The organism is Massilia sp. CF038 (assembly GCF_900129765.1).
Lineage (GTDB): Bacteria > Pseudomonadota > Gammaproteobacteria > Burkholderiales > Burkholderiaceae_D > Telluria_A.
Map to the genome: position 1 here is coordinate 795683 of NZ_FQWU01000001.1, position 22895 is coordinate 818577.

General features: G+C 62.5%; 17 protein-coding genes. 15 read left to right on the plus strand and 2 right to left on the minus strand.

Going from position 1 to position 22895, the window contains the following annotated elements:
* The first annotated feature begins 22 nt into the window (after positions 1 to 22).
* From BUC24_RS03590 to BUC24_RS27545, 8 genes are all read left to right on the plus strand, one after another.
* Positions 23 to 1084: an aldose epimerase family protein gene (locus BUC24_RS03590; RefSeq protein ID WP_073212751.1), complete on the plus strand. Its 1062-nt coding sequence runs from the start codon at positions 23 to 25 to the stop codon at positions 1082 to 1084.
* On the plus strand, positions 1085 to 1954 hold the full coding sequence (locus BUC24_RS03595; protein WP_073212752.1) for an SMP-30/gluconolactonase/LRE family protein: 870 nt from the start codon (positions 1085 to 1087) through the stop codon (positions 1952 to 1954).
* Positions 1955 to 2003: 49 nt separating this feature from the next.
* Complete coding sequence (locus BUC24_RS03600; protein WP_073212753.1) at positions 2004 to 2771, plus strand: SDR family NAD(P)-dependent oxidoreductase; 768 nt, start codon at positions 2004 to 2006, stop codon at positions 2769 to 2771.
* Between the two features lie 31 nt (positions 2772 to 2802).
* Positions 2803 to 3813, plus strand: coding sequence for an arabinan endo-1,5-alpha-L-arabinosidase (locus tag BUC24_RS03605; protein WP_073214737.1), 1011 nt, complete (start codon positions 2803 to 2805; stop codon positions 3811 to 3813).
* A gap of 56 nt (positions 3814 to 3869) precedes the next feature.
* Positions 3870 to 4811 carry a LysR family transcriptional regulator gene (locus BUC24_RS03610; protein WP_073212754.1) on the plus strand — a complete coding sequence of 314 codons (942 nt, stop codon included), beginning with the start codon at positions 3870 to 3872 and terminating at the stop codon, positions 4809 to 4811.
* A 164-nt stretch (positions 4812 to 4975) separates the two neighbouring features.
* On the plus strand, positions 4976 to 6115 hold the full coding sequence (locus tag BUC24_RS03615) for an OmpA family protein (RefSeq protein WP_229448012.1): 1140 nt from the start codon (positions 4976 to 4978) through the stop codon (positions 6113 to 6115).
* A 197-nt stretch (positions 6116 to 6312) separates the two neighbouring features.
* A complete protein-coding gene (locus tag BUC24_RS03620) occupies positions 6313 to 7590 on the plus strand; it encodes an ice-binding family protein (RefSeq protein ID WP_073212755.1) in 1278 nt (425 codons plus the stop codon).
* A 27-nt stretch (positions 7591 to 7617) separates the two neighbouring features.
* Positions 7618 to 8736 carry an OmpA family protein gene (locus tag BUC24_RS27545; protein WP_073212756.1) on the plus strand — a complete coding sequence of 373 codons (1119 nt, stop codon included), beginning with the start codon at positions 7618 to 7620 and terminating at the stop codon, positions 8734 to 8736.
* 64 nt (positions 8737 to 8800) lie between these two features.
* Here the strand turns inward: BUC24_RS27545 and BUC24_RS03630 are convergent, their stop codons facing one another.
* Positions 8801 to 10276 (minus strand): aldehyde dehydrogenase family protein, encoded by a 1476-nt coding sequence (locus BUC24_RS03630; protein WP_073212757.1) that lies wholly within the window; start codon positions 10274 to 10276, stop codon positions 8801 to 8803.
* 159 nt (positions 10277 to 10435) lie between these two features.
* Here BUC24_RS03630 and BUC24_RS03635 point away from each other — a divergent pair, with 159 nt between their 5' ends.
* The 7 genes from BUC24_RS03635 to BUC24_RS03665 all read left to right on the plus strand — a co-directional run bounded on the left by BUC24_RS03635 (position 10436) and on the right by BUC24_RS03665 (position 21926).
* Positions 10436 to 12952, plus strand: a complete 2517-nt coding sequence (locus BUC24_RS03635; protein ID WP_073212758.1) for an excinuclease ABC subunit UvrA — start codon at positions 10436 to 10438, stop codon at positions 12950 to 12952.
* A gap of 336 nt (positions 12953 to 13288) precedes the next feature.
* Positions 13289 to 14989 (plus strand): RecQ family ATP-dependent DNA helicase, encoded by a 1701-nt coding sequence (locus BUC24_RS03640; RefSeq protein WP_073212759.1) that lies wholly within the window; start codon positions 13289 to 13291, stop codon positions 14987 to 14989.
* Positions 14990 to 15002: 13 nt separating this feature from the next.
* Positions 15003 to 16028, plus strand: coding sequence for a ligase-associated DNA damage response exonuclease (locus BUC24_RS03645; RefSeq protein WP_073212760.1), 1026 nt, complete (start codon positions 15003 to 15005; stop codon positions 16026 to 16028).
* On the plus strand, positions 16021 to 17655 hold the full coding sequence (locus tag BUC24_RS03650) for an ATP-dependent DNA ligase (RefSeq protein WP_073212761.1): 1635 nt from the start codon (positions 16021 to 16023) through the stop codon (positions 17653 to 17655). Before BUC24_RS03645 ends, BUC24_RS03650 begins: the two co-directional genes overlap by 8 nt.
* Entirely contained in the window at positions 17652 to 20105 is a 2454-nt protein-coding gene (locus BUC24_RS03655) for a ligase-associated DNA damage response DEXH box helicase (protein WP_073212762.1), read from the plus strand. Before BUC24_RS03650 ends, BUC24_RS03655 begins: the two co-directional genes overlap by 4 nt.
* On the plus strand, positions 20102 to 20752 hold the full coding sequence (gene pdeM / locus BUC24_RS03660) for a ligase-associated DNA damage response endonuclease PdeM (RefSeq protein ID WP_073212763.1): 651 nt from the start codon (positions 20102 to 20104) through the stop codon (positions 20750 to 20752). The genes BUC24_RS03655 and pdeM overlap by 4 nt, the downstream gene beginning before the upstream one ends.
* 121 nt (positions 20753 to 20873) lie before the next feature.
* Positions 20874 to 21926, plus strand: coding sequence for an outer membrane lipoprotein (locus BUC24_RS03665; protein WP_143167376.1), 1053 nt, complete (start codon positions 20874 to 20876; stop codon positions 21924 to 21926).
* 100 nt (positions 21927 to 22026) lie between these two features.
* On the opposite strand, the gene BUC24_RS03670 is transcribed toward BUC24_RS03665, so the two are convergent.
* Complete coding sequence (locus BUC24_RS03670; RefSeq protein WP_073214743.1) at positions 22027 to 22827, minus strand: Crp/Fnr family transcriptional regulator; 801 nt, start codon at positions 22825 to 22827, stop codon at positions 22027 to 22029.
* Positions 22828 to 22895: the final 68 nt, after the last annotated feature.

Consider the following 22895-nt stretch of genomic DNA (forward strand, 5'->3'; position numbering starts at 1 on the left):
GGCGTTTTTCACGAGGTTTAAATTGGAATCGAGCATCACCAAAGCGCCATTCGGCCCATTGCCGGACGGCCGCACCGCAGCCCTGTACACCCTGACCAATCGCCACGGCCTGATCGTCAACATCAGCGATTTTGGCGGCGTCATCACCCGGATCCACACACCCGACCGGCACGGCAACATGGCCGACATTGTGCTCGGCTTTGACGATGTGGCGCCGTATGCCGGCAACTCGCCCTATTTTGGCGCGCTGATCGGGCGCTATGGCAACCGTCTGCGCAACGGGCGCTTTCAAATTGATGGACAGAGCTGGCAGTTGCCTGTCAATCATGGCGACAATCACCTGCATGGCGGCGAGAACGGCTTCCACAAAGTATTGTGGCGTGCACTGCCGTTCCAGGAAACCAATGCCGTCGGCTTGACGCTGATGCACCGCAGTGTGCACGGCGCGCAAGGCTATCCGGGCACGCTCGATGTGACGGTGGTGTACGAACTCAATAATGACAATGAGCTCGTGCTTGCTTTTGACGCTGTAAGCGACCAGGCCACGCCCGTCAACCTGACCCAGCATTCCTACTTCAACCTGGCCGGCGGCGGCAGCATTCTCGGGCATGAACTGCAGATCAATGCCGATGCCTATACCCCTGTCGATTCGGCCTTGATTCCTTATGGCGACATTGAACCGGTGGCTGGCACGCCTTTCGATTTCCGCACGCCGCACACCATCGGCGCGCGCATCGGGCAAGACGACCAGCAACTGCGCCACGGCAGTGGCTATGACCACAATTTTGTGCTGCGCCGCCGCGCAGGGCAAAGCAGCGTGCTGGCAGCGCGCGTGCGCGAGCCCGTGTCCGGGCGCGTGCTGGAGCTGTTCACCGAGGAACCTGGCGTGCAGTTTTACAGTGGTAACTTCCTCGACGGCAGCCTGAAAGGCAAGGGGCAGACTTATGAACACCGCAGCGGATTTTGCCTCGAACCCCAGCATTTTCCCGACTCGCCGAACAATCCGTCATTTCCGAATACAATCTTGCGTCCAGGCGAGGTTTACGCCACCGTGTCCCGATTTAAATTTTCCGTGGAGTCATGAATGCTTGCAATGATGGTCGAGGCTGAAAACCAGCTGGGGGAGTGCGTGCTGTGGTGCGAACGTAGCGGCCGTGTGCTATGGACCGATATTCTGGGCGCCACTCTGGCCGTCCATACCCTGGCCACGGGGAAGACCCAGCACTGGGCCATGCCCGAGCCGCTGGCCTCGTTCGCGCTCACGGACGACGACGACCGTTTGCTGCTGGGGCTCGCCTCGCAACTGGCGTTCTTTGATTTTTCGACCCAGGCCATTACCCCCATCTGCAAGGTCGAGGAGGGCCTGCCAACGCGCTTGAATGACGGCCGCTGCGACCGCCAGGGCCGTTTTGTATTTGGTACCTTCCATCACCAGGAGCCGCGCGAGCGGGTGGGCTGCTACTGGCGCCTGAATGGGGCGCTGCAGCTGGAGCGCCTGCCCTTGCCGGGCTGCGCCATTGCCAACAGCATCTGCTTCAGCCCGGATGGCGCCACCATGTATTACTGCAATTCACCGGACCGGGCGATCCGCTGCTGCGACTATGACGTCGCCACTGGCGCCATCAGTGGCGACCGCATCTTTGCCCAGGTGCCAGGCGCGAGCGGCGAGCCGGACGGCTCCTGCATCGACGCCGACGGCTACCTGTGGAATGCGCAGTGGGGTGCCTCGCAAGTGGTGCGCTATGCACCCGATGGCAGCGTGGAGCGGGTGGTCGAGACGCCCGCCTTGCAGCCAAGCTGCGTGAGCATTGGCGGCAGCGCGCTGGACCAGCTGCTGGTCACCAGCGCGCGCGTGGGTATGGCGGAGCCGGCGGTGCATGATGGCGGATTATTCCGCGGCGCGCTGGACGGAATTCGCGGCTTGCCTGAAACGCGCTTCAAATATCAAATCTGATATCGCTTGATGGGGCCCTGACCAGATAACGGCAATAAACAGGTACAACATGAAAAAACCAGCCAGCTATCCCAGCCTGCAAGGCAAGCGTGTTTTCATCACCGGTGGCGGCAGCGGCATTGGAGAAGACCTGGTTGCCGCCTTTGCCGCCCAGGGCGCTCAGGTGGCCTTCGTCGACATCCTGGACGACGCCAGCACGGCCCTGTGCGAACGCGTCGCCAAGGCCGGCTGCCCGCGCCCCGCGTTTCGCCATTGCGATATCAGCGATATCGCCGCCTTGCAGGAGACGATGGCGCAGTTGGCCGAGACGCTTGGTGACTTCGATATCCTGGTCAACAACGCCGCCAGCGACGAGCGCCATCTGGCCGAAGACGTGACGCCCGCGTTTTACGACCAGTGCGTGGCCATCAATCAGCGTCCGATGTTTTTCACCTGTCAGGCTGTGCTGCCCGGGATGAAACGCCGCGGCGCAGGTTCCATCATCAATCTCGGTTCGATGTCGTGGCATGCCATGAATCGGGGCTATCCGGTCTACTGTGCCACCAAGGCCGCCGTGGCTGGCCTGACGCGGGGCCTGGCGCGCGACTTTGGGGCGCATGGTATTCGGGTCAACACCGTCACGCCTGGCTGGGTGATGACACAGCGCCAGGTGGACCTGTGGATCGATGACGCCGCCAGAGCCGGGATCAAGCGCGCCCAATGCCTGCCGGGCGCGCTGATGCCGCACGATGTATCGGCCATGGTGCTGTTCCTTGCCGCGGACGACAGCGCCATGTGCACCGGACAGGACTTTGTGGTCGATGGCGGCTGGATTTGAATACGCGTCGCCACGAGACATGATGCATCTGATGACACGCGCTATCGCTGCGCTTGGCATGCTCGCTGCCAGCGCGGCCGCCATGCCCGCCATGCCCGTCAGTGTTCACGACCCGGTCATGGCAAAGGAGGGCAGTGACTACTACCTGTTCAGCACGGGACCCGGAATCACGTTCTACAGTTCACCCGACATGCGCAACTGGAGAGCCGAAGGACGCGTGTTCAGCGGCGAACCAGGGTGGGCGAAGAAAGCGGCGCCAAGCTTTGACGGCCATGTCTGGGCGCCGGACATCCATGCCCATGACGGGCGCTACTTCCTCTTTTATTCTGTCTCCGGCTTTGGCAAAAACACGTCCGGCATCGGCGTCACCACCAATGCCACGCTGAACCCGCGCGCACCGCACTACCTGTGGCAGGATCAGGGCATGGTGCTGCAGTCGGTGCCAGGGCGCGATAACTGGAATGCGATCGACCCGAATATCATCGACGATGAAGATGGCACGCCATGGATGGCGTTTGGCTCGTTCTGGAGCGGGATCAAGCTGGTCAAGCTCGATCGCAGCCACACACGCCTGGCCGAGCCGCAAGTCTGGCACGCGCTGGCGCAGCGCGCGCGTGCGGCCGGTACGCCCGAGACCCAGGCCGGGCCGGCGGAGATCGAGGGACCGCACATCCTGAAAAAGGACGGCTACTATTATCTGTTCGTGTCGTGGGGGCTGTGCTGCCGCAAGCAGGACAGCACCTACCACGTCGTGGTGGGCCGCGCGCAACACGTGACGGGCCCGTATCTGGACCGTGCTGGCAAGGACATGAATCAGGGCGGGGGCTCGCTGGTCATTGCCGGCAATGCAGCGTGGCGCGGCGTGGGCCACAACAGCGCCTACACCATCGATGGGCACGACCTGATGGTGTTGCACGCCTATGAAACGGCAGACAACTATCTGCAAAAGCTGAAGATACTCGAGATGCACTGGGACTCGGACGGCTGGCCCGTCGTCGATCCCGGAGCACTGGACCGGTACCAGAGCCAACTGCGCAAGTGATATTCGTATCGATATTTTGAGTTTAACTCTGATATTGATAGGAGTATCATTTAGTGATGGACACACTGAACCCCAACTGGTTCCTGAAAGCGCGCCTGAAAACACGGCAACTGCTGTTGCTGATCGCGCTGGACGACCATCGCAACATTCACCGCGCGGCCGAAGAGCTGCACATGACCCAGCCGGCCGCATCCAAGCAGATCAAGGATCTTGAAGAGATGCTCGACGTGCGCCTGTTCGAGCGCCTGCCGCGCGGCATGGAGCCCACCATGTTTGGTGAAACCATGATCCGTCACGCGCGCATGGCACTGACCAGCCTGGCGCTGGCGCATGACGACATTGTCGCCTTGAAGGCCGGTATGGCCGGGCAGGTGGAAGTGGGCTGCATCATGGCGCCAGCGATGGCGCTGCTGCCGCGCGCGATAGCGCGCGTCAAGGAACAGGCGCCCCTGCTGCGCATTGGTGCGCACATGGAGGCCAGCAATGTGCTGGTCGACCAGCTGCAGCGCGGCACGCTGGACTTCATGATCGGCCGCGTCCTGGAGAAAGAGAATTCGGCCGGCCTGCTGTACGAAGAACTGGCCGAAGAGCCGGCCTGCGCCGTGGTGCGCATCGGCCATCCAATGCTCGAACGCGACGATCTGACGCTCAAGGATCTGCATGCCCAGCCGTGGATCCTGCCACCGCACGGCAGCATTTTGCGGCACCGATTCGACATGATGTTCCACCGAGCCGGGCTGGACGTGCCCGTCAACGTGGTCGATACCACCGCCTTGCTGCTGATTATTGCATTGCTGCAACAGACCGATTCCATGCACTTGATACCGGTCGAGGTAGCGCAATATTATGCCTCTCTACACGTCGTTGGCATTTTACCTATAGAATTGCCGTGCAAAATGGACGCGTTCGGGATCATTCGACGGCGGGACCATCTGCTCTCGCCAGGGGCAGAACTGCTGCTCGAAGCAGTCCGGACCAGCGCCCGCGAACTGTACTAAGTGGAATAAAAATAAAGTGTTGTTGTATTTTTGCGAATTTGGCTCGTGATCAAGTTGTTATGTTCGGTAACGAACCGAATAGGAGTTGATAAGAAGGAATAATATCTACTCAGCTACAAACTAGATGTAGCGAGCCACCCATAACCACCAAGCGAGAGAAAAATATGAATTTGACCAAGAAATTTGCAACGATGACCGCGATCGCGGCAGCAGCAATGCTGATGAGCCAGGGCGCGAGCGCGCAACAGGCTGATTTCGCCAATCCAGAATGGGCGAACCACGCCTGGTACGTTGGTGGCGGTTGGGGCACGACCCGCGGCCACTTTGAAGATTCGGAAATCATCAACAGCATCACCACCCCGACTTACACCCCGAACTCGTATCGCAGCGATGAAAAAGATCCTGGCTACAAGCTGTTCGTTGGTAAGCAACTGAGCCGCAACTGGGCACTGGAAGCCGGCGTCGTTGATCTGGGCGGTTTCGATTTCAACACCACCTCGACCCAGGGCACCGAATCGGGCGGCCGCGTTCGCTACATCGGCGCACATCTGGACCTGCTGGGCATTCTGCCACTGAACGAGCGTTGGTCCGTGTTCGGCCGCGTTGGCGCGCACTACACCGAATCGCGCAGCAAGATCACCGGCAGCCAGTACGCTGCTTACGGCGTGAACACGAAAGACAAGGCATGGGGTCCTAAAGTCGGCCTGGGTCTGGAATACAAATTCAACGAAGCACTGGCCATGCGCGGCGAGTGGGAACGCTATCGTCAGGATGACGTGTTCCGCACCAAGGCTGACGTCGATATGTGGTCGCTGGGTCTGGTCTACAAACTGGGTCGTCCAGCAACTGCACCAGTGGTCTACACCCCGCCACCAGCACCTGCGCCAGTCGTAGAGACGCCAGCACCAGCACCGGCGCCAGCACCAGCACCAGTGCCATCGTCGGAAAAAGTATCGTTCCAGTCGTCGGCCCTGTTCGACTTTGACAAAGCCGTGGTCAAGCCAGAAGGCAAAGCTGCTCTGGACGAACTGCTGAAGAAACAAGAAGGCGTGAACACCGAAGTCATGGTCACCGTCGGCCACACCGATTCGAAAGGTACCGACGAGTACAACCAGAAGCTGTCGCTGCGCCGCGCTGAAGCTGTCAAGGCTTACCTGGTGTCCAAAGGCGTTGATGCTTCGCGCGTCTACACCGAAGGCAAGGGCGAGTCCCAGCCAGTTGCTGACAACAAGACCGATGCTGGCCGCGCTGAAAACCGTCGCGTGACGGTGGAAGTGGTTGGTACCCGCGCACCAGCGAAGTAATTCGCCGGTACTGCAGTACAAAAAAACCGCCGGGTGCGAACCCGGCGGTTTTTTTACGTCGGTACAGTGTGCAAAATCCACATATATTTCCAATAGTCATTTTTTATGTTCGGTTCCGAACAAACAAGCGCAGGGGTGACACCGCATAGTGGCGTTCTAGTTGCACAACCATGCGTCCACGACGCGAAGGAATCACCATGAATATCTTGAAAAGCTCCCGCACTGTCATGTGCGCCGCCGGTTTGCTGATGTCGGCGCTATTGAGCGCCTGTGGCGGAGGGGGCGACGGGCGCGATCCGATTCTCGGCGTGAACGCCGCCGAAGTGGCCAGCATCGCTGTCACGCCCGCGACCGCCACGCTGCAGGTCGGCGCGACCCGGCAGTTCACCGCGACCGCCACCTATACGGATGGCAGCGCGCGCAATGTGAGTGCCAGCGCAGCCTGGACATCAACCGTGCCAGCGACTGCGACTGTCACCGGCGGCACCGGTCTGGCCAGTGCCATTGCGCCGGGCAGTACCCAGATCGGCGCCAGTTTTGGGGGCAAGGCCGGTACAGCCACGCTGACCGTGACGCTTGCGCCCACGCTGACCGCGATTGCCGTCACGCCGGCGACCGCCGCCATCCTGGTTGGCGGCAGCCAGCAGTATGTCGCTACCGCGATCTATTCCGATAACACGAACGCGGTCATCACCGGCACGGTGCAGTGGTCGTCGTCCTCACCTGCGGTAGCGCCGGTGTCTCCCAATGGGCTGGCCACGGGTCTGACCCTGGGCGACACCATCATCAGCGCCACTTCGGGCACGATCAGCGGCAATGCCGTGCTGACCGTCGCTGCCATTTTGCCGCTGCCGGTACTGCCGGTCGTTCCCGCCCCTGGTGCGGTGTCGCTTGGCGCCGCGTCCAATTTCGCTGTGTTGGCCGGTACCGCGCTGACCAACAATTCGGGCGGCACCACTGTCATTGGCGGCGATATCGGTTCGCCTTCGCAGACCGTCGATCCGGTTCAACTGCCTGGATTCGTGAACTACAAATCAGGCGCGATCCTGGCCAATGCACTCAATGATCTGCAAGTGGCAATTACCGACGCAAACAGCCGCACGTGTACCGTCAGTTCAGCAGCCGGCATTGATCTGGGCGGCCGCGTGTTCGCACCGGGCGTGTATTGCTACGCTGGCGCCATCAGCATCACTGGCACCTTCATCATGAACGGTCCTGGCGTGTATATCTTCCGCACCACGTCCACGCTCAATTCGACAGCCAATGCGGTGGTCGCAATGGCCGGTGGCGCATCGGCTTCGGACGTGTTCTGGGTGCCGGTTGGTCCGACGACACTGGGTGCCAACGGCGCGTTCAAAGGCTCGATCCTGGGGCAGTCGGCAGCCATCACCGTCGGCGACAACACCACCATGCTCACGGGCCGGGTCCTGTCCGCTGCCGCCGTCACGCTGCAGAATAATCAGATCAGCAAATAAGCACTCCCCTCATACCGAAAGCAGATCATGAAACTCGTAAAACATATAGGCTTTGCAGCCTTGGTCGCAAGTGCGTCGCTGGCCCAGGCAGCTGAACCGTTCGTCCATCCAGACTGGGCCAACAGCGCGTGGTATCTGGGCGGTGGGATTGGCGGCGCGCGCGCCACCATCGATCAGGACCGCATTACGCGCAGTTTGAGCGCCAACGGATCGAGCGTGACCGCCTTTACCAAAGATGAGCGCGACGCACCGGCGTACAAGCTGTTTGTGGGGCGTCAGTTGAACCGCTACCTGGCGATCGAAGGCGGCTACTTCGATCTGGGCGAATTTGGCTTTGATGCGACCACGAGCGACGGCGGCCTGCGCGCACGCGCCGGCTTCAAGGGCGTGAACCTGGACCTGGTAGGGCAGCTGCGGCTGACGGAGCGCTTCTCTTTGCTGGGCCGCGTCGGTGTCAACTACGCTAAAACGCACACGCAGTTCGCGGGTAACCGTTTGCTGACAGGTGCTGCGACCAGCTTCAGTGAGCGCAAAAGCGGCGCCAAGGCGGGCCTGGGCCTGGAATACAAATTCAGTGAAGCGCTGGCGATGCGGGCGGAAGTGGAGCGCTATCGCGTCAACGATGCCGTGGGCAATCGCGGCGACGTCGATATGTGGTCGCTGGGTCTGGTCTACAAGCTGGGGCGTCCGGCTACTGCGCCTGTGATGTACACCCCGGCTCCGGCTCCGGCACCCGTGGTGGAAACGCCAGCCCCGGCGCCGCTGTCGGTGCCAGCGCCAGCGTCGGAAAAGGTGTCGTTCCAGTCGTCGGCCCTGTTCGACTTTGACAAAGCGGTGGTCAAGCCGGAGGGCAAAGCGGCCCTGGACGCCTTGTTGAAACAGCAGGAGGGCGTGAACATCGAAGTGATGGTCACGGTCGGCCATACCGATGCAAAAGGTTCGGATGCGTACAACGAGAAGCTGTCGTTGCGCCGCGCTGAAGCCGTGAAGGCCTACCTGGTCTCGAAAGGCGTTGATCCCCTGCGCGTCTACAGCGAAGGCAAGGGCGAGTCCCAGCCAGTTGCTGACAACAAGACCGATGCCGGCCGCGCTGAAAACCGTCGCGTGACGGTGGAAGTGGTTGGTACGCGCGCAGTAGCGAAGTAATTCGCCGGTGCCGAAAAAAAAGCCGCCGGGTGCAAACCCGGCGGCTTTTTTGTGTCCGGTGCTTTTACAGCATGGGCAAGCGCAGCATGTCGACCGTTTTCCGAATCAGCATGGTGCGATTGGCCGTGTACGGCGGGAAGAACATCTTGATCAGCATCAGCGGCGACGAGCGCAGCACGCCACGCTCATGCGAGAAGGCGCGGAAGCCGTAAATGCCATGCGCATTGCCCATCCCCGAATTGTTCACGCCGCCAAAGGGCAGGTTGCCGTGAGCGAACTGGGCAACGCAATGGTTGACGCAGGCACCACCGGAACTGGTGCGCAGCAAGACCTTGTCGATCTGCTTTTGATTGGTGCTCCAGATGTACAGCGCAAGCGGCTTGGGCGCGGCATTGATTTCTTCCAGCACGCGGTCAATCTGCTCATACTCGATGATGGGCAGCAGCGGCCCGAAAATCTCTTCCTCCAGAATGGCGCTGCCGGGGCCGATATTGTCCAGCAGGGTAGGGGCGATGTAGCAGCTCGCTTCGTCGACCTCGCCGCCGGTCTGCACCACCGCGCCGCGCGCAACCGCGTCTGTCAGCAGGCTGGCCACGCGCTGGGTATGGCGGCGGTTGACGATGCGGGTCAGGTCCGGGCTGTCCTTTTGCTGGGCGGGGCCGGCGCCATAGCGGGTCTGCAGCACGGCCTTGCATTTGGCGATGAAGTCCGCCTTGACTGACTTGTGCACGTACACCAGGTCCGGGGCAACGCAGGTCTGGCCATTGTTGATGAACTTGCCCCACATGATGGTTTCGGCCGCCAGCGTCAGATTGGCGCTGTCGTCGACGATGGTGGGCGATTTGCCGCCCAGTTCGAGTGTGACGCTGGTGAGGTTTTTGGCGGCCGCAGCCATGACGATCTTGCCCACGGCAGGCGAGCCGGTAAAGAAGATGTGATCGAAAGGCATCGCCAGCAAGGCGGTGGAGGTAGGCAGGCTGCCTTCGAACAGGGCCACTTCGTTTTCGGGAAAGACTTCAGCAATGATGCTGGCCATCAGGGCCGACACGGCAGGCATCATTTCAGATGGTTTGATGATGGCGGTGTTGCCTGCGGCCAGGGCCGATACCAGCGGGCCAAAGCACAGGCTCAGCGGGTAATTCCAGGGGGCGATGATCAGCACGCGGCCACGCGGCTGGTATTGAATCCAGGCCGAGGTGCCCAGCATGGTGTTGGTCGGCCAGGCCTTGACGGGCTTCATCCAGCGCTTCAGGCGGCCCAGCACGTGGCGAATTTCTTCCATGACGGGCAGGAACTCGGACGCTTCCACTTCGGCCGGGGCTTTGCGGTAGTCCTGGGCAAACGCGTCGTAAAACTGTTGACGGCGCGCCAGCATGGCTTCACGCAGGCGGCGCACGCGCTCGATCCGTTCGCGCGTGCTGGATTCACGCCAGCGCAGCGCTGTTGCCAACTGGGAATCGAACACGGCAGCCATTTTTTCCGGGGCGGCTTCGGCGACCGGCGGGACGGCAACCAGCGGGTGGATGTTTTGCGAGCTCATGCGTTAGCGTTCCTTGGATAAAGGTTGTTCAGCCTACCACGAGGTCAGCGTGGATATTTACAGGTTAACTCTAATTTGCCGCACCTGGGTGTGGCAGCGTACGGTTGGCAGGCCGAACCGGGAGTGTAATGCATCCTTATTCCTTGATCTTGTCTTAATATGCGCAAACAGCTTGCCGGGCGCCCCGGCTACGTTCAGGTGCGCGGCGCGCGCGAACATAACCTGCAAAACGTCTCGCTCGACATCCCGCGCGATGCGCTGGTGGTCTTCACAGGCGTGTCTGGCTCGGGCAAATCGTCGCTGGCCTTCGGCACACTGTACGCGGAAGCGCAGCGCCGCTATCTGGAATCGGTCTCACCCTATGCGCGTCGCCTGTTTCACCAGATGCCGGTGCCCGAAGTGGATGATATCGTCGGCCTGCCGCCGGCGGTGGCGCTGCAGCAGCAGCGTGGCTCGCCCACCACCCGCTCTTCGGTGGGCAGTGTCAGCACCTTGTCCAATTCGCTGCGCATGCTGTATTCGCGGGCTGGCGACTATCCGGCCCGCCAGCCGCTCCTGTACGCCGAATCGTTTTCTCCGAATACGCCCGATGGGGCCTGCGCGGTATGCCATGGCCTGGGCCGGGTGTATGAAGTGACGGAACAGTCGATGGTGCCGGATGACAGCCTGACCATCCGCGAACGCGCAGTAGCCGCCTGGCCCACGGCCTGGCACGGGCAGAACCTGCGCGACATTCTGGTCACGCTGGGCTACGACGTCGATACGCCATGGCGCGATTTGCCCAAAAAGGTGCGCAACTGGATCCTGTTTACCGACGAGCAGCCGACCGTGCCCGTCTACGCGGGCTTTACCCCGGCCGAAGTGCGCGCCGCACTGAAACGCAAGGAGCAGCCCAGCTATCAGGGCACATTTACCGGCGCCAGAAAGTACGTGCTGCAAACCTTCGCCAATACCGAAAGCGCCTCCATGAAAAAGCGCGTGGCGCGCTACATGGTCAGCACTGAATGCGCCGAATGCGGCGGCAAGCGCCTGCGCCGCGAAGCGCTCTCCGTGACGTTTGGCGGTTTCGACATCGCCGATATGTCACGCTTGCCGCTCGAACGCTTGCACGCCTTGCTGGCGCCGTATGCCGACGGCAGCAAGGCGCCACGCGCCGCCGCGGGCCACCCGGAAAAACAGATCGTCACACACCGCATTGCCGAAGACCTGGTGGCACGCCTGGACGTGCTGCTGGCGCTGGGCCTGGGCTACCTGTCGCTTGATCGCAGCACGCCCACGCTCTCGCCGGGCGAGTTGCAGCGCCTGCGCCTGGCCACCCAGGTGCGTTCGAACTTGTTTGGCGTAGTGTACGTGCTGGACGAGCCGTCGGCCGGTTTGCACCCGGCCGATACCGAGGCCTTGCTGACGGCCCTGGACCAGCTCAAGGGCAGCGGCAATTCCCTGTTTGTGGTCGAGCATGCGCTGGACGTGATCAGCCATGCCGACTGGATTGTCGACGTGGGGCCCGATGCCGGTTCGCAGGGTGGGCATATCCTGTACAGCGGCGCCCCGGAGGGCTTGCGCGACGTGGCCCGGTCGCATACCCGGCGCTACCTGTTTGCCGATCAGCGCAGCACCCTCAAGGCGCCACGCGCGCCTACCGGCTGGCTGCGGCTGGAAGGCATCAGCCGCAATAACCTGGCTGGTCTGGATGTCGATCTGCCGCTGGGGGTACTGGCTTGCGTGACCGGCGTATCCGGCTCGGGCAAGTCGACGCTGGTGTCGCAAGTGCTGGTCGATCTGGTCAGTGCAGCGCTGGGCCACGCTCCCGTGGCCGAGGCGGAAACCGAGGACGCGCTGGCGCAGGAGCCGGCCGCCGCGACCGAAGGGCGGATTGCCGGCGGACTGGAATCGATCCGGCGCCTGGTGCGGGTCGACCAGAGACCGATCGGACGCACCCCGCGCTCGAACCTGGCCACCTACACCGGCTTGTTTGACCATGTGCGCCAGCTGTTTGCCGCGACCAAAATGGCGCGCGCACGGCGCTATGATGCAGGACGCTTCTCCTTCAATGTGGCCAAGGGCCGCTGCGAGCACTGCGAAGGCGAAGGCCAGGTCATGGTCGAACTGCTGTTTTTACCCAGCGTGTACGCCCCATGCCCCACCTGCGGCGGCGCGCGCTACAACGCCAAGACACTGGAAGTGCGCTACCAGGAGCGCAATATCGCCGAGGTGCTGGACATGACGGTGGACGCGGCATTTACCTTCTTCGCCGACCAGGTACCGATTGCGCGCTCGCTGGAAGTGCTGCGCGATGTCGGGCTGGGGTATCTGCGCCTTGGTCAGCCCGCGACCGAATTGTCCGGCGGCGAAGCGCAGCGCATCAAGCTGGCCACCGAGCTGCAGCGCGCGGCGCGTGGCAGCATGCTGTATATCCTCGATGAGCCGACCACGGGCTTGCATCCGGCCGACGTGGACCGTCTCATTGTGCAGCTCGATCGCCTGGTAGCGGCTGGCAATAGCGTCATCGCGGTCGAGCACAATATGCGGGTGGTTGCGGCCAGCGACTGGGTGCTGGACATCGGCCCCGGCGCGGGCGAGCGAGGCGGCCAGGTGGTGGCGTCGTGTGCCCCGGAAGACTTGCTTAAAGTAAAGGAAAGCAGGACGGCCCCCTATTTGAAGGCCTTTCTGGCTTAGTTTGCTGGTGCTGCCGGCTTAGTGAATCAGGAAGAACGATGCGTCAGCAAGCAGGTCAGTGGTAACAAGCAAATACGTCGCCGCGCTCGCCAGTCCGATGTGCAAGGCAACCCAGGTCATTGGTATAAATCGCATGGTGAAGTCCTCCGGACGGTTGCTGCGTGTGGTTGTTGTGACAGTAAGGTCATGATAATCCGTGTTCCGAGCGGAAACTATCGGCTAACCGTCCGAGCCGCTGTAGGACGTTGGCTCGCGGCCTCGCTGTTGTCATGATCCTACGATCACGGTAGGCCGCGTCCTATGGCGTGTGCTCTGGCTGAACAGTAAAGTCGCTCCATGACAACCCATAACCGCACCCTGCTCAATAACGGCGCCCGCGCCGCCCGCCGCAACAAGATTACCAAGTTGCTCCATACCGTATTTGGCGTCGATCGCCTGCGGGACGGCCAGCGCCAGGTCATCGATAGCGTGCTCGACGGTAACGATACCCTCGCCATCATGCCCACTGGCAGTGGCAAGTCGCTGTGCTACCAGATTCCAGCGCGCCTGCTGGAGGGCACCACGGTGGTGGTGTCACCCCTGATTTCGCTCATGAAGGACCAGCTGGAAAAGCTGACCGCGCTGGGCGTGCGCGCGGCCCAGGTGAACAGCAGCTTGAACCGCGAGGAAGAAGAAGCGGCGCTGGAAGGGATTCGCAGTACCACCCACGAAATCGTGTTCTGCACGCCTGAGCGCCTGTCCAATCCGGACTTCCTGGCCGTGCTCAAGGGCGTCAAGATTGGCCTGGTGGTGGTGGACGAGGCCCATTGCATCTCGCAGTGGGGCCACGACTTCCGTCCCGCCTACCTGGAAATGGCCGCTGCCATCGATGCGCTGGGCAAACCGCCGGTGCTGGCGCTGACCGCCACCGCCACCGACGACGTGGTGGCCGACATCGCCAAGCAGCTGGGCCGCAGCCGCATGGAGGTCATCAATACCGGTATTTACCGCCCCAATCTGCATTACCGCGTGCAGCAGGTCACCAACAACGACGAGCGCTACCAGCAGGCGCGCGAACTGGTACAGGCCAGTGCAGGTGTCGGCATCGTGTATGCCGCCACCGTCAAGGCCGCCGAAGAGATGCAGCAGGTGCTGCAAGAGGCTGGCGAGAGCGTCACCCTCTACCACGGCAAACTGCCGGCCGCCGAGCGCAAGGCCAACCAGGACATGTTCATGAGCGGCGAACGCCGCGTGATGGTGGCTACCAATGCTTTCGGCATGGGCATCGACAAGCCAGATACCCGCTTTGTGATCCACCTGCAGCTGCCGGCCAACCTGGAAGCCTACTACCAGGAGTCGGGCCGCGCGGGACGCGATGGTCAGGATGCCGCGTGCACGCTGTTGTACTTCCAGGATGACAAACGGGTGCAGCAGTTCTTCCTCGTGAAGCATTATCCGAGCGCGAATGACTTGAAAATGATTTACGAAATCGTGCGTAAACTGTGCGAAGAAGGCAAGCCAACGGGCGATGTGATTGATCAGGCGATCGGCGATCTGCCCACCGCCAAATTGAAGGTCTGCCTCAAGCTGCTCAAGGACGGCAAGCTGCTGCGCCAGAACCGCAAGCTGGAATACCTGGTGGGCGCCGCCGAGCCCAGTGCAGCCGCCTTCGAGGAACTGGCCGCCATCTATGCGGGCAAGCAGGAGCGCGACCGCGAGGCGCTCGAACAAATGGTATCGTATGCGGTAAGCGGCTTTTGCCGCTGGAAGGTGCTGCTCGATTACTTCAACGACGAGGTCGAGGGTTTCGAGAAGTGCTGCCGCTGTGATAACTGCCGCAATCCACCTCAGGTAGCCGAGATCGAAATCCGCGACGACGAATTCGAGCGCGAAGAGCCGGCCACGGAACCGGGTCCGCAGTTCACGGCAGGCGCACGCGTGCGGGTGCCCAAATTCGATGAGGGTACCGTCGTTAGCATGGCGGCCGACCAGGTCACCATCGACTTCCCGGATGGCAGCCGGCGCACCTTCCTGGCCGATTTCGTCGAACCAGCGTAAGGAGCATCCACACATGGCAGACATGGTGGTGGTGCGTAAAGAAGGCTTGTATTGTGTGCCGGGTCAGTTCTACATTGACCCGTGGCGCCCGGTCGACCGGGCGGTGATCACGCACGCGCATGGCGACCATGCGCGCGTCGGCCACGGCCACTATCTGTCGGCCGCCAGCGGGGTGGGCATCCTGCGTTCGCGCCTGGGCGAGATTCATATCGATGGCCTCGAATACGGCGCCACCGTCGAACACAATGGCGTGCGCATTTCACTGCACCCCGCCGGCCATGTACTGGGCTCGGCCCAGGTCCGCATGGAGCATCGGGGCGAAGTGTGGGTTGCCTCCGGCGACTACAAGGTCGAGCCTGACCGCACCTGCGTGCCGTTCGAGCCCGTGCGCTGCGATACCTTCATTACCGAGTCCACCTTCGGGCTGCCGATCTACCGCTGGGCGCCGGAACAGAGCATCTTTGACGACATCAATCACTGGTGGCGCAAGAATGCCGCCGAGGGCCGCGCCAGCGTGGTGTTTGCCTACGCCTTTGGCAAGGCCCAGCGCATTCTGTCGGGGCTGGACCCGTCCATCGGTCCGATCATCTGCCACGGCGCCGCCGAGCCGCTCAACCGCGTTTACCGCGAAGCCGGGGTGGCGCTGCCGCCGACGCTGATGGTGACCGATGTGGACAAGGCTGACATCAAAAAATCCATTGTCATCGCGCCGCCGTCGGCCGCCGGTTCGCCCTGGATGAAGCGCTTTGGCGACTATAGCGACGCCTTTGCCAGCGGCTGGATGCAGTTGCGCGGGGCGCGCCGCCGGCGTGGGGTAGACCGCGGTTTTATCTTGTCTGACCACGCCGACTGGCCTGGTCTGATGAGCGCGATCGAAGCGACCGGCGCGCCGCGCGTGATCGTGACCCATGGCTCGATTCCCATCATGGTGCGCTGGCTGCGCCAGACTGGCCTCGACGCCTCCGCGTTTGACACCGAGTACGGTGATGAAGACGAGGCAGCGGCCAGCGCCCCGGCCACGGAGGCGGCCGATGCGTGAATTCGCCCGCCTCTACACCGAGCTCGATGAGACCACCGCCACCAACCGCAAGCTCGAAGCTCTGCAAGCGTATTTTGGCAGCGCCGCGCCCGAGAACGCGGCGTGGGCCGTGTATTTTCTGGCCGGTGGCAAGCCGCGCCAGGCGGTGCCGACCAAGCTGCTGCGCCAGTACGCCATCGAATACGCGCAGCTTGACGAATGGCTGTTCGACGAGTCCTACAACGCGGTGGGCGACCTGGCCGAGACCATTGCCCATATCCTGCCGCCGGCCCGGCAGCAGAGCGACGTCGGGCTGGCCGAGTGGATGCAGGAACGCATCGGCCCATTGCGCGGCGCGGACCCGGCCACCATCCGCGCCGCCTTGTTCGACTACTGGGATCAGCTGGACTGGCGCGAACGCTTTTTGCTGACCAAGCTCATTGGCGGCGGGTTTCGGGTGGGTGTCTCCAAACTGCTCGTCACGCGCGCGTTGTCGGCGCTGGCAGCAGTCGACAGCAAATTGATTGCCCAGCGCCTGATGGGCTGGACCGACGGTACGGTGCGTCCGACGGCGGCCGGTTTTCTGCAGCTGATTGCCGAACAATCGGACGATGAACACAAGCTGCGCGGCGGCCAGCCCTATCCGTTTTTTCTGGCGCATCAGCTGCAGGGCGAGCCCGACGCCCTGGGTGCGCTAGCTGACTGGCAGGTGGAATGGAAGTACGACGGTATTCGCGCCCAGCTGGTGCGCCGCGGCGGCCAGAATTACCTGTGGTCGCGTGGGGAAGACCTGATCACCGAACGCTTCCCGGAACTGGCCGCGCTGGCGCTGCCCGAAGGCACGGTGATCGATGGCGAAATCCTCATCTGGACCGAGTACGACACCCCGGCCCCCTTCGCCGACCTGCAAAAGCGCATTGGCCGCAAGACGCTGTCGGCCAAGCTGCTGGCCGAACTGCCTGCGGTGCTGGTGGCTTACGACCTGCTGGAAGAAGAGGGTGTGGACCTGCGCGCGCTGCCGCAGCACGAACGGCGCACTTTGCTTGAAGCGCTGGTTGCTGCCAGCGCCAGGGAGCCGCTGAAAATTTCGCCTCTGGTGCGCGCGGCCAGCTGGGGTGAGCTGGCGGGCATTCGCAGCGAATCGCGGGCGCGTGGCGTGGAAGGCATGATGCTCAAGGCGCGCGATGCCCAGTATGGCGTGGGCCGCACCAAGAACGTGGGCACCTGGTGGAAGTGGAAAATCGATCCGTACACCATTGATGCCGTGCTTATTTATGCCCAGGCCGGACATGGGCGCCGTGCTTCGCTCTATACCGACTATACCTTCGCCGTCTGGGATGGCGCTGACGCGGGGGAGCGCAAGCTGGTGCCTTTTGCGAAGGCCTACTCGGGGCTGACCGATGCCGAGATTGCGGTGGTCGACAATGCCATTCGCAAGACCACCATCGAAAAATTTGGCCCGGTGCGTTCGGTCAAGCCGACCATGGTATTCGAGATTGGCTTTGAAGGGATCCAGCTTTCAACCCGGCACAAGGCCGGCATTGCGGTACGTTTCCCGCGCATTTTGCGCAAGCGCGACGACAAGACCGTTGACGACGCCGATTCGCTGGACACGCTCAAGGGCCTGCTGGCCGCCTCCGCCGCATGAGCAAGAGCGCCATGGCGCAAGCCATCGACACCTGGTTCGCTGCGCGCGGCTGGAAGGTGTTTCCGTTTCAGCGCGCGGTATGGAAGCATGCGGTGGCGGGGCAGTCCGGCCTGCTGCACGCCAATACCGGCGCCGGCAAGACCTATGCCGTGTGGCTGGCGGCGCTGCTGCGCGGCGGCGCGCGCAAACCGGCCGGGCTGCGCGTGCTGTGGATCACGCCGATGCGCGCGCTGGCTGCCGATACCCAGCGCGCGCTGGTGGAATCGGCAGCCGTGCTGGCGCCCGCATGGGCCATTGGCGCGCGCACGGGCGACACCACCTCGGCCGAACGGGCGCGCCAGTCAAAGACCCTGCCTTCGGTGCTGATCACCACGCCGGAAAGTCTGTCGCTGCTGCTTTCGCACGTGGCCGCGGCGGCGCAGTTCGCCAATCTGGACATGATCATCATCGATGAATGGCATGAGCTGATGGGCAGCAAACGCGGGGTGCAGGTGCAGCTGGCGCTGGCGCGCCTGCGTCACTGGCGTGCTGACCTTGTGGTGTGGGGCTTGTCAGCGACGATGGGTAACCTGGCCCAGGCGCAGGATGTGCTGCTGGGGGAAGGGCGCGGCGTGCTGGTGGAAGGCGACCTGCGCAAGGAGATCCGGGTCGACTCGCTGATTCCCGCCAATGTGTCGCGCTTCCCCTGGGGCGGCCATCTGGGCATCGCCATGCTGCAGCCGGTGATCGACGAAATCGAACAGTACAACGCCACGCTGGTGTTTACCAATACCCGCTCGCAGTCGGAGCTGTGGTATCAGAATATCCTCGAAGCTCGCCCTGACTGGGCCGGCGTGATCGCGCTGCATCACGGCTCGCTCGACCGCGAGGTACGCGAGTGGGTGGAGACCGGCTTGAAGAAGGGTGAACTGAAGGCGGTCATTTGCACCGCCAGTCTGGACTTGGGCGTGGACTTTTTGCCGGTTGAACGGGTGCTGCAGATTGGCAGCGCAAAAGGGATCGCGCGCCTGCTGCAGCGGGCCGGGCGCAGCGGCCACGCGCCAGGGCGCGTCTCGCGCGTCACGCTGGTGCCCACCCACAGCCTGGAAATTCTGGAGGCGGCCGGTGCCAAGCAGGCCGTGGCTGCGCGCCACATCGAAGCGCGCCTGGTGCCGAACAAACCCTTCGATGTGCTGGTCCAGCATCTGGTCACGGTGGCCCTGGGCGGTGGCTTCGATTCGGCCCAGTTGTACCAGGAAGTGCGCAGTGCCTGGTCATACCGCGCGCTGACCTGGGAAGAGTGGCAGTGGGCGCTTGATTTTGTCGCGCGTGGCGGACAAAGCCTGATCGCCTATCCGGAGTATCAGCGCGTGGTGGCGGACGAGACAGGCGTGTTCCGGGTACCGAATACGGCGCTGGGGCGGCGCCACCGCATGGGGATCGGGACCATCGTGTCGGATTCGACCATGCAGGTCAAATACATGAGCGGGGGCCGTATTGGCAGCGTGGAGGAATCGTTCATTTCGCGGCTGAAGGCGGGCGACCATTTTCTGTTCGGCGGGCGCATTCTGGAATTCATCCGGGTGCACGAAATGACGGCGTTTGTGAAGCGTGCCACTGGCGCGCGTGGCGCTGTATCGCGCTGGCAGGGCGCCAAGATGCCCATGTCGTCGGAACTGGCGCACGCCGCACTCGAGCAGTTGCGCCAGGCGTCACTGGGGCAGTTTCTGGGGCCGGAAATGCAGGCCATCCGGCCGCTGCTGGAAATTCAGCAGCGCTGGTCGGCCCTGCCCACGGTCGACACGCTGGTGGTGGAAAGCATGAAGAGCCGCGAAGGCTACCATTTGTTCATGTACCCGTTTGCCGGCCGGTCGGTGCACATGGGCCTGGCCTCGCTGTTTGCCTACCGGATCGGGCGCCAGCAGCCGATCACGTTTTCGATTGCGATCAATGACTATGGTTTTGAGTTGCTGGCCGCCGAACCGGTGGACTGGAAACGGGCGTTCAGTGCGGCCAATGGCGCCGGCGTGGCGCTGTTCTCGACTGAACGTTTGCTGGAAGATGTGCTGGAGAGTTTGAATGCGACCCAGCTCTCGCAGCAGCGCTTTCGTGAAGTGGCGCGCATTGCAGGGCTGGTGTTCCAGGGGTACCCGGGCCAGCCCAAAAGCGCACGTCAGATCCAGGCGTCGTCGTCGCTGTTCTTCGAAGTGTTTCGCAAACACGATGCCGGCAATCTGCTGCTCACCCAGGCCCAGCGCGAGGTGATGGAACAGGAACTGGAACTGACCCGGCTGCGCGATACGCTCACCGAACTGCACGGCAGGGCAGTGGCCTTTCACGAGGTCCCACGTGCCACGCCGTTTGGTTTTGCGCTGATGGTCGAGCGCTTCCGTGAAAAGCTGACCACCGAAAAACTGTCCGACCGCATTGGCCGCATGCTGCGCGAACTGGAAAAGGCGGCCTTGCCTTGAGCGGGCGCGCCGTCACGCTGGCCGGCGAAACCGTGCTGCTGTTGCCGGAAAAGGCAGTCTATTGGCCGCGCCACAAGATGCTGATCATTGCGGACATCCATTTCGGCAAGGCTGCCGCCTTCCGCGCCCAGGGCGTGCCGGTACCGCGCGGCACCACGAGCGAAAATCTCGCCGGCCTCGACCGCCTGATGTCGCAGAATGAGGTGGCGCACATCCTGTTTCTCGGTGACTTTCTACATGCCCGTGCTGCGCACGCGTCCGCCACGCTGACTGCCATGCTGGCCTGGCGGGCGCGCCATCCCGCATTGCAGCTGACGCTGGTGCGCGGCAATCATGACAAGCACGCCGGCGACCCGGCAGCGGCGCTGGCGATCCACATGGTCGATGAGCCACACGTGGTCGATGGTTTTGCGTTTTGCCACCACCCGGACATTGCTGCCCCGGCCTATGTGATGGCGGGCCATGTGCATCCCGTGTTTGTGCTGTCGAGCCGGCTCGATTCGCTGCGGCTGCCATGCTTTCTGGCCGGCGAAACGCGCATGATCCTGCCGTCGTTCGGGGCCTTCACGGGCGGCCATCCGATTCAGCCTGTTGCTGGCGAGCAGGTATTTGTCAGCTCGGGCGAGGCCATACACTGTGTTCGATAACGTACGGACTCAATCATGAACGCGGGGTACCTTGAAGTGCGTGCCAGAAATAGTTGGCGCGGCTGTCCAACCCTTCAAGGAGAACATCATCAAAACCATACAACAACAATTCGCAGGGCTGATGGCAGCCATTCCACTGTGCCTGATCACGCTTCTGCCTGCGCCCGTGCTGGCGCAGCAACAATATACGACCACGACCACGCAGGTCGCACCGCGCATCCGCGGCTTTGAAGTCGACGAGGTGCGCCGCTTGCGCCCCGGCGTCGATCTGGACTTCACCCTGTACGGCACCCCGGGCGGACGCGCCAGTCTGGCGATCAAGGGCGCACGCCGCAACCTGACGCTGAACGAAGTGGAGCCGGGCCAGTACGAAGGCAGTTACACCATTGGTTCGCGCGACAGCATCACGGAAAGCAGCGCCGTCACCGCTAATTTGCGCGTCGGCAATCTGGTCACCAGCGGTGTGCTGGCCGAGTCGCTGGTGCGCGGGCGCGGTCCCCGTCCGGATGGGCCTGCTGCGGGCGCGCCGCGCATCGAGCGTTTCGATGTGGTGGGTGACGATCGTCTGACCCCCGGCAATGAACTGAACTTCACCCTGATTGGCACGCCTGGCGCCAAGGTCGAGATGGCTATTGACGGCGCGCCTGGCGTGTTCTTCCTGTCCGAAGTGCGGCCTGGTGAATACACGGGTGAGTACGTTATTCGGCGCAAGGACCGCATTGTGTCGAACAGCGTCGTCACCGCCAATATGCGGGTGGGAAATCGGGTTGCCACGGCGCGCCTGAACAAGCCTTTGCAGGTGGCAGCGGTGCCGGAACCGCGCGTGGTGCGCTATTGCACCAATTGCGCGACGGTGGAAGCCATTAATGTCGTCCAGGTCGATGGCGAGGGGAATTATCTGGGTACCATTGGCGGCGGCGTGGTGGGCGCGGTGCTGGGTAGCCAGGTCGGCAAGGGCAATGGCCGCACTGCTGCGCAAATTGCTGGCGCACTCGGTGGGGCCTACGTGGGCCGCAACATCGAACGCAATGCCAAGCGCACCCAGCATTACGAAGTCGTGATTCGCTTCAGCAATGGCGGGACCCAGACCGTGACGTATGAAAACGATCCGGGTCTGCGTGTTGGTGAAAAAGTGAAGGTGAACAACGGCGTGCTGGAACGCGACGCTTCATAATCGACATCGTCCTCGCGGAGGCGGGGACCCATACCACGCTGAATAACTTCGGTAACGTGGAATAGGTCCCCGCCTTCGCGAGGACGATGTGTTTGAAGCGTCAGATCGTGGTGGCCAGCACCTGATCATCGCCTGGCAGTTCGGATTTGGCCTTGGCCGCGGCGCTGCTTTGCTTGGCACGCGAACGCGACGGTGGCAGGCGGCGCAGCGTTTTAAGCGCTTCGGCGTCTTTGATGCCGATGGTGCGCTGGTCCACGGTGATGAGGCCAATTTCGTTGAAGGCCGACAGCGTGCGGCTGACCGTTTCCAGCGTCAGCCCCAGATAGCTGCCGATTTCGTGACGCGTCATGCGCAGGTTGAACAACTTGCTGGAATACCCCATGGCGGCAAAACGGTCTGCCAGCGATACCAGGAAGCGTGCCACCCGGGCCTCGGCCGACAGCGCGCCCAGCATGCCGATCATGGCTTGCTCACGCACCAGTTCGCGGCTCATGACGCCATACATGACGTTTTCCAGTTCCAGGTGCACACGGCCCAGCGCCGTCAGTTTTTTGAATGGCAGCAGGATCAGATCGCAGTCGGACAGTGCAACGGCCTCGGATGCATAGTGGCGCGTGTGGATGCCGTCCACGCCCAGCATGTCGCCCTTCATGGGGAAGCTGAGCACTTGCTCGTTGCCGAACTCGTCGATGAGGACGGTTTTCAGGAAGCCGGAATTGACGATGTACAGGGTGTCGAACGCCTGTCCGATGGTGTGCACCCGCTGCCCCGTTTTGAACTGCACGTGCTGGAACAGCAGTTCCTCGGAATTGACCGAGACCGCCGCTGTGATGTGCAGCAAATCGCACACTTCCTTGAGATTGGACCAGAGTCGGCCCTGGCGCTGGCGGCCAGCTTCCATGGGCGAGGAATGCATGGTCGAATTGGTCGGGCGGTTATCGGACGTTGGCGTGGACAGCATGCTCATCT

Bases quoted from the DNA above. Each gene is read 5' to 3' on its own strand.
- BUC24_RS03610 (WP_073212754.1), top strand. From the start codon at position 3,870: ATGGACACACTGAACCCCAACTGGTTCCTGAAAGCGCGCCTGAAAACA.
- BUC24_RS03595 (WP_073212752.1), top strand. From the start codon at position 1,085: ATGCTTGCAATGATGGTCGAGGCTGAAAACCAGCTGGGGGAGTGCGTG.
- BUC24_RS03635 (WP_073212758.1), top strand. From the start codon at position 10,436: ATGCGCAAACAGCTTGCCGGGCGCCCCGGCTACGTTCAGGTGCGCGGC.
- BUC24_RS03655 (WP_073212762.1), top strand. From the start codon at position 17,652: ATGAGCAAGAGCGCCATGGCGCAAGCCATCGACACCTGGTTCGCTGCG.
- BUC24_RS03615 (WP_229448012.1), top strand. From the start codon at position 4,976: ATGAATTTGACCAAGAAATTTGCAACGATGACCGCGATCGCGGCAGCA.
- BUC24_RS03665 (WP_143167376.1), top strand. From the start codon at position 20,874: ATGGCAGCCATTCCACTGTGCCTGATCACGCTTCTGCCTGCGCCCGTG.
- BUC24_RS03620 (WP_073212755.1), top strand. From the start codon at position 6,313: ATGAATATCTTGAAAAGCTCCCGCACTGTCATGTGCGCCGCCGGTTTG.
- BUC24_RS03630 (WP_073212757.1), bottom strand. From the start codon at position 10,276: ATGAGCTCGCAAAACATCCACCCGCTGGTTGCCGTCCCGCCGGTCGCC.
- BUC24_RS03670 (WP_073214743.1), bottom strand. From the start codon at position 22,827: ATGGAAGCTGGCCGCCAGCGCCAGGGCCGACTCTGGTCCAATCTCAAG.
- BUC24_RS03650 (WP_073212761.1), top strand. From the start codon at position 16,021: ATGCGTGAATTCGCCCGCCTCTACACCGAGCTCGATGAGACCACCGCC.
- BUC24_RS03640 (WP_073212759.1), top strand. From the start codon at position 13,289: ATGACAACCCATAACCGCACCCTGCTCAATAACGGCGCCCGCGCCGCC.
- BUC24_RS03645 (WP_073212760.1), top strand. From the start codon at position 15,003: ATGGCAGACATGGTGGTGGTGCGTAAAGAAGGCTTGTATTGTGTGCCG.
- BUC24_RS03605 (WP_073214737.1), top strand. From the start codon at position 2,803: ATGACACGCGCTATCGCTGCGCTTGGCATGCTCGCTGCCAGCGCGGCC.
- BUC24_RS27545 (WP_073212756.1), top strand. From the start codon at position 7,618: ATGAAACTCGTAAAACATATAGGCTTTGCAGCCTTGGTCGCAAGTGCG.
- BUC24_RS03600 (WP_073212753.1), top strand. From the start codon at position 2,004: ATGAAAAAACCAGCCAGCTATCCCAGCCTGCAAGGCAAGCGTGTTTTC.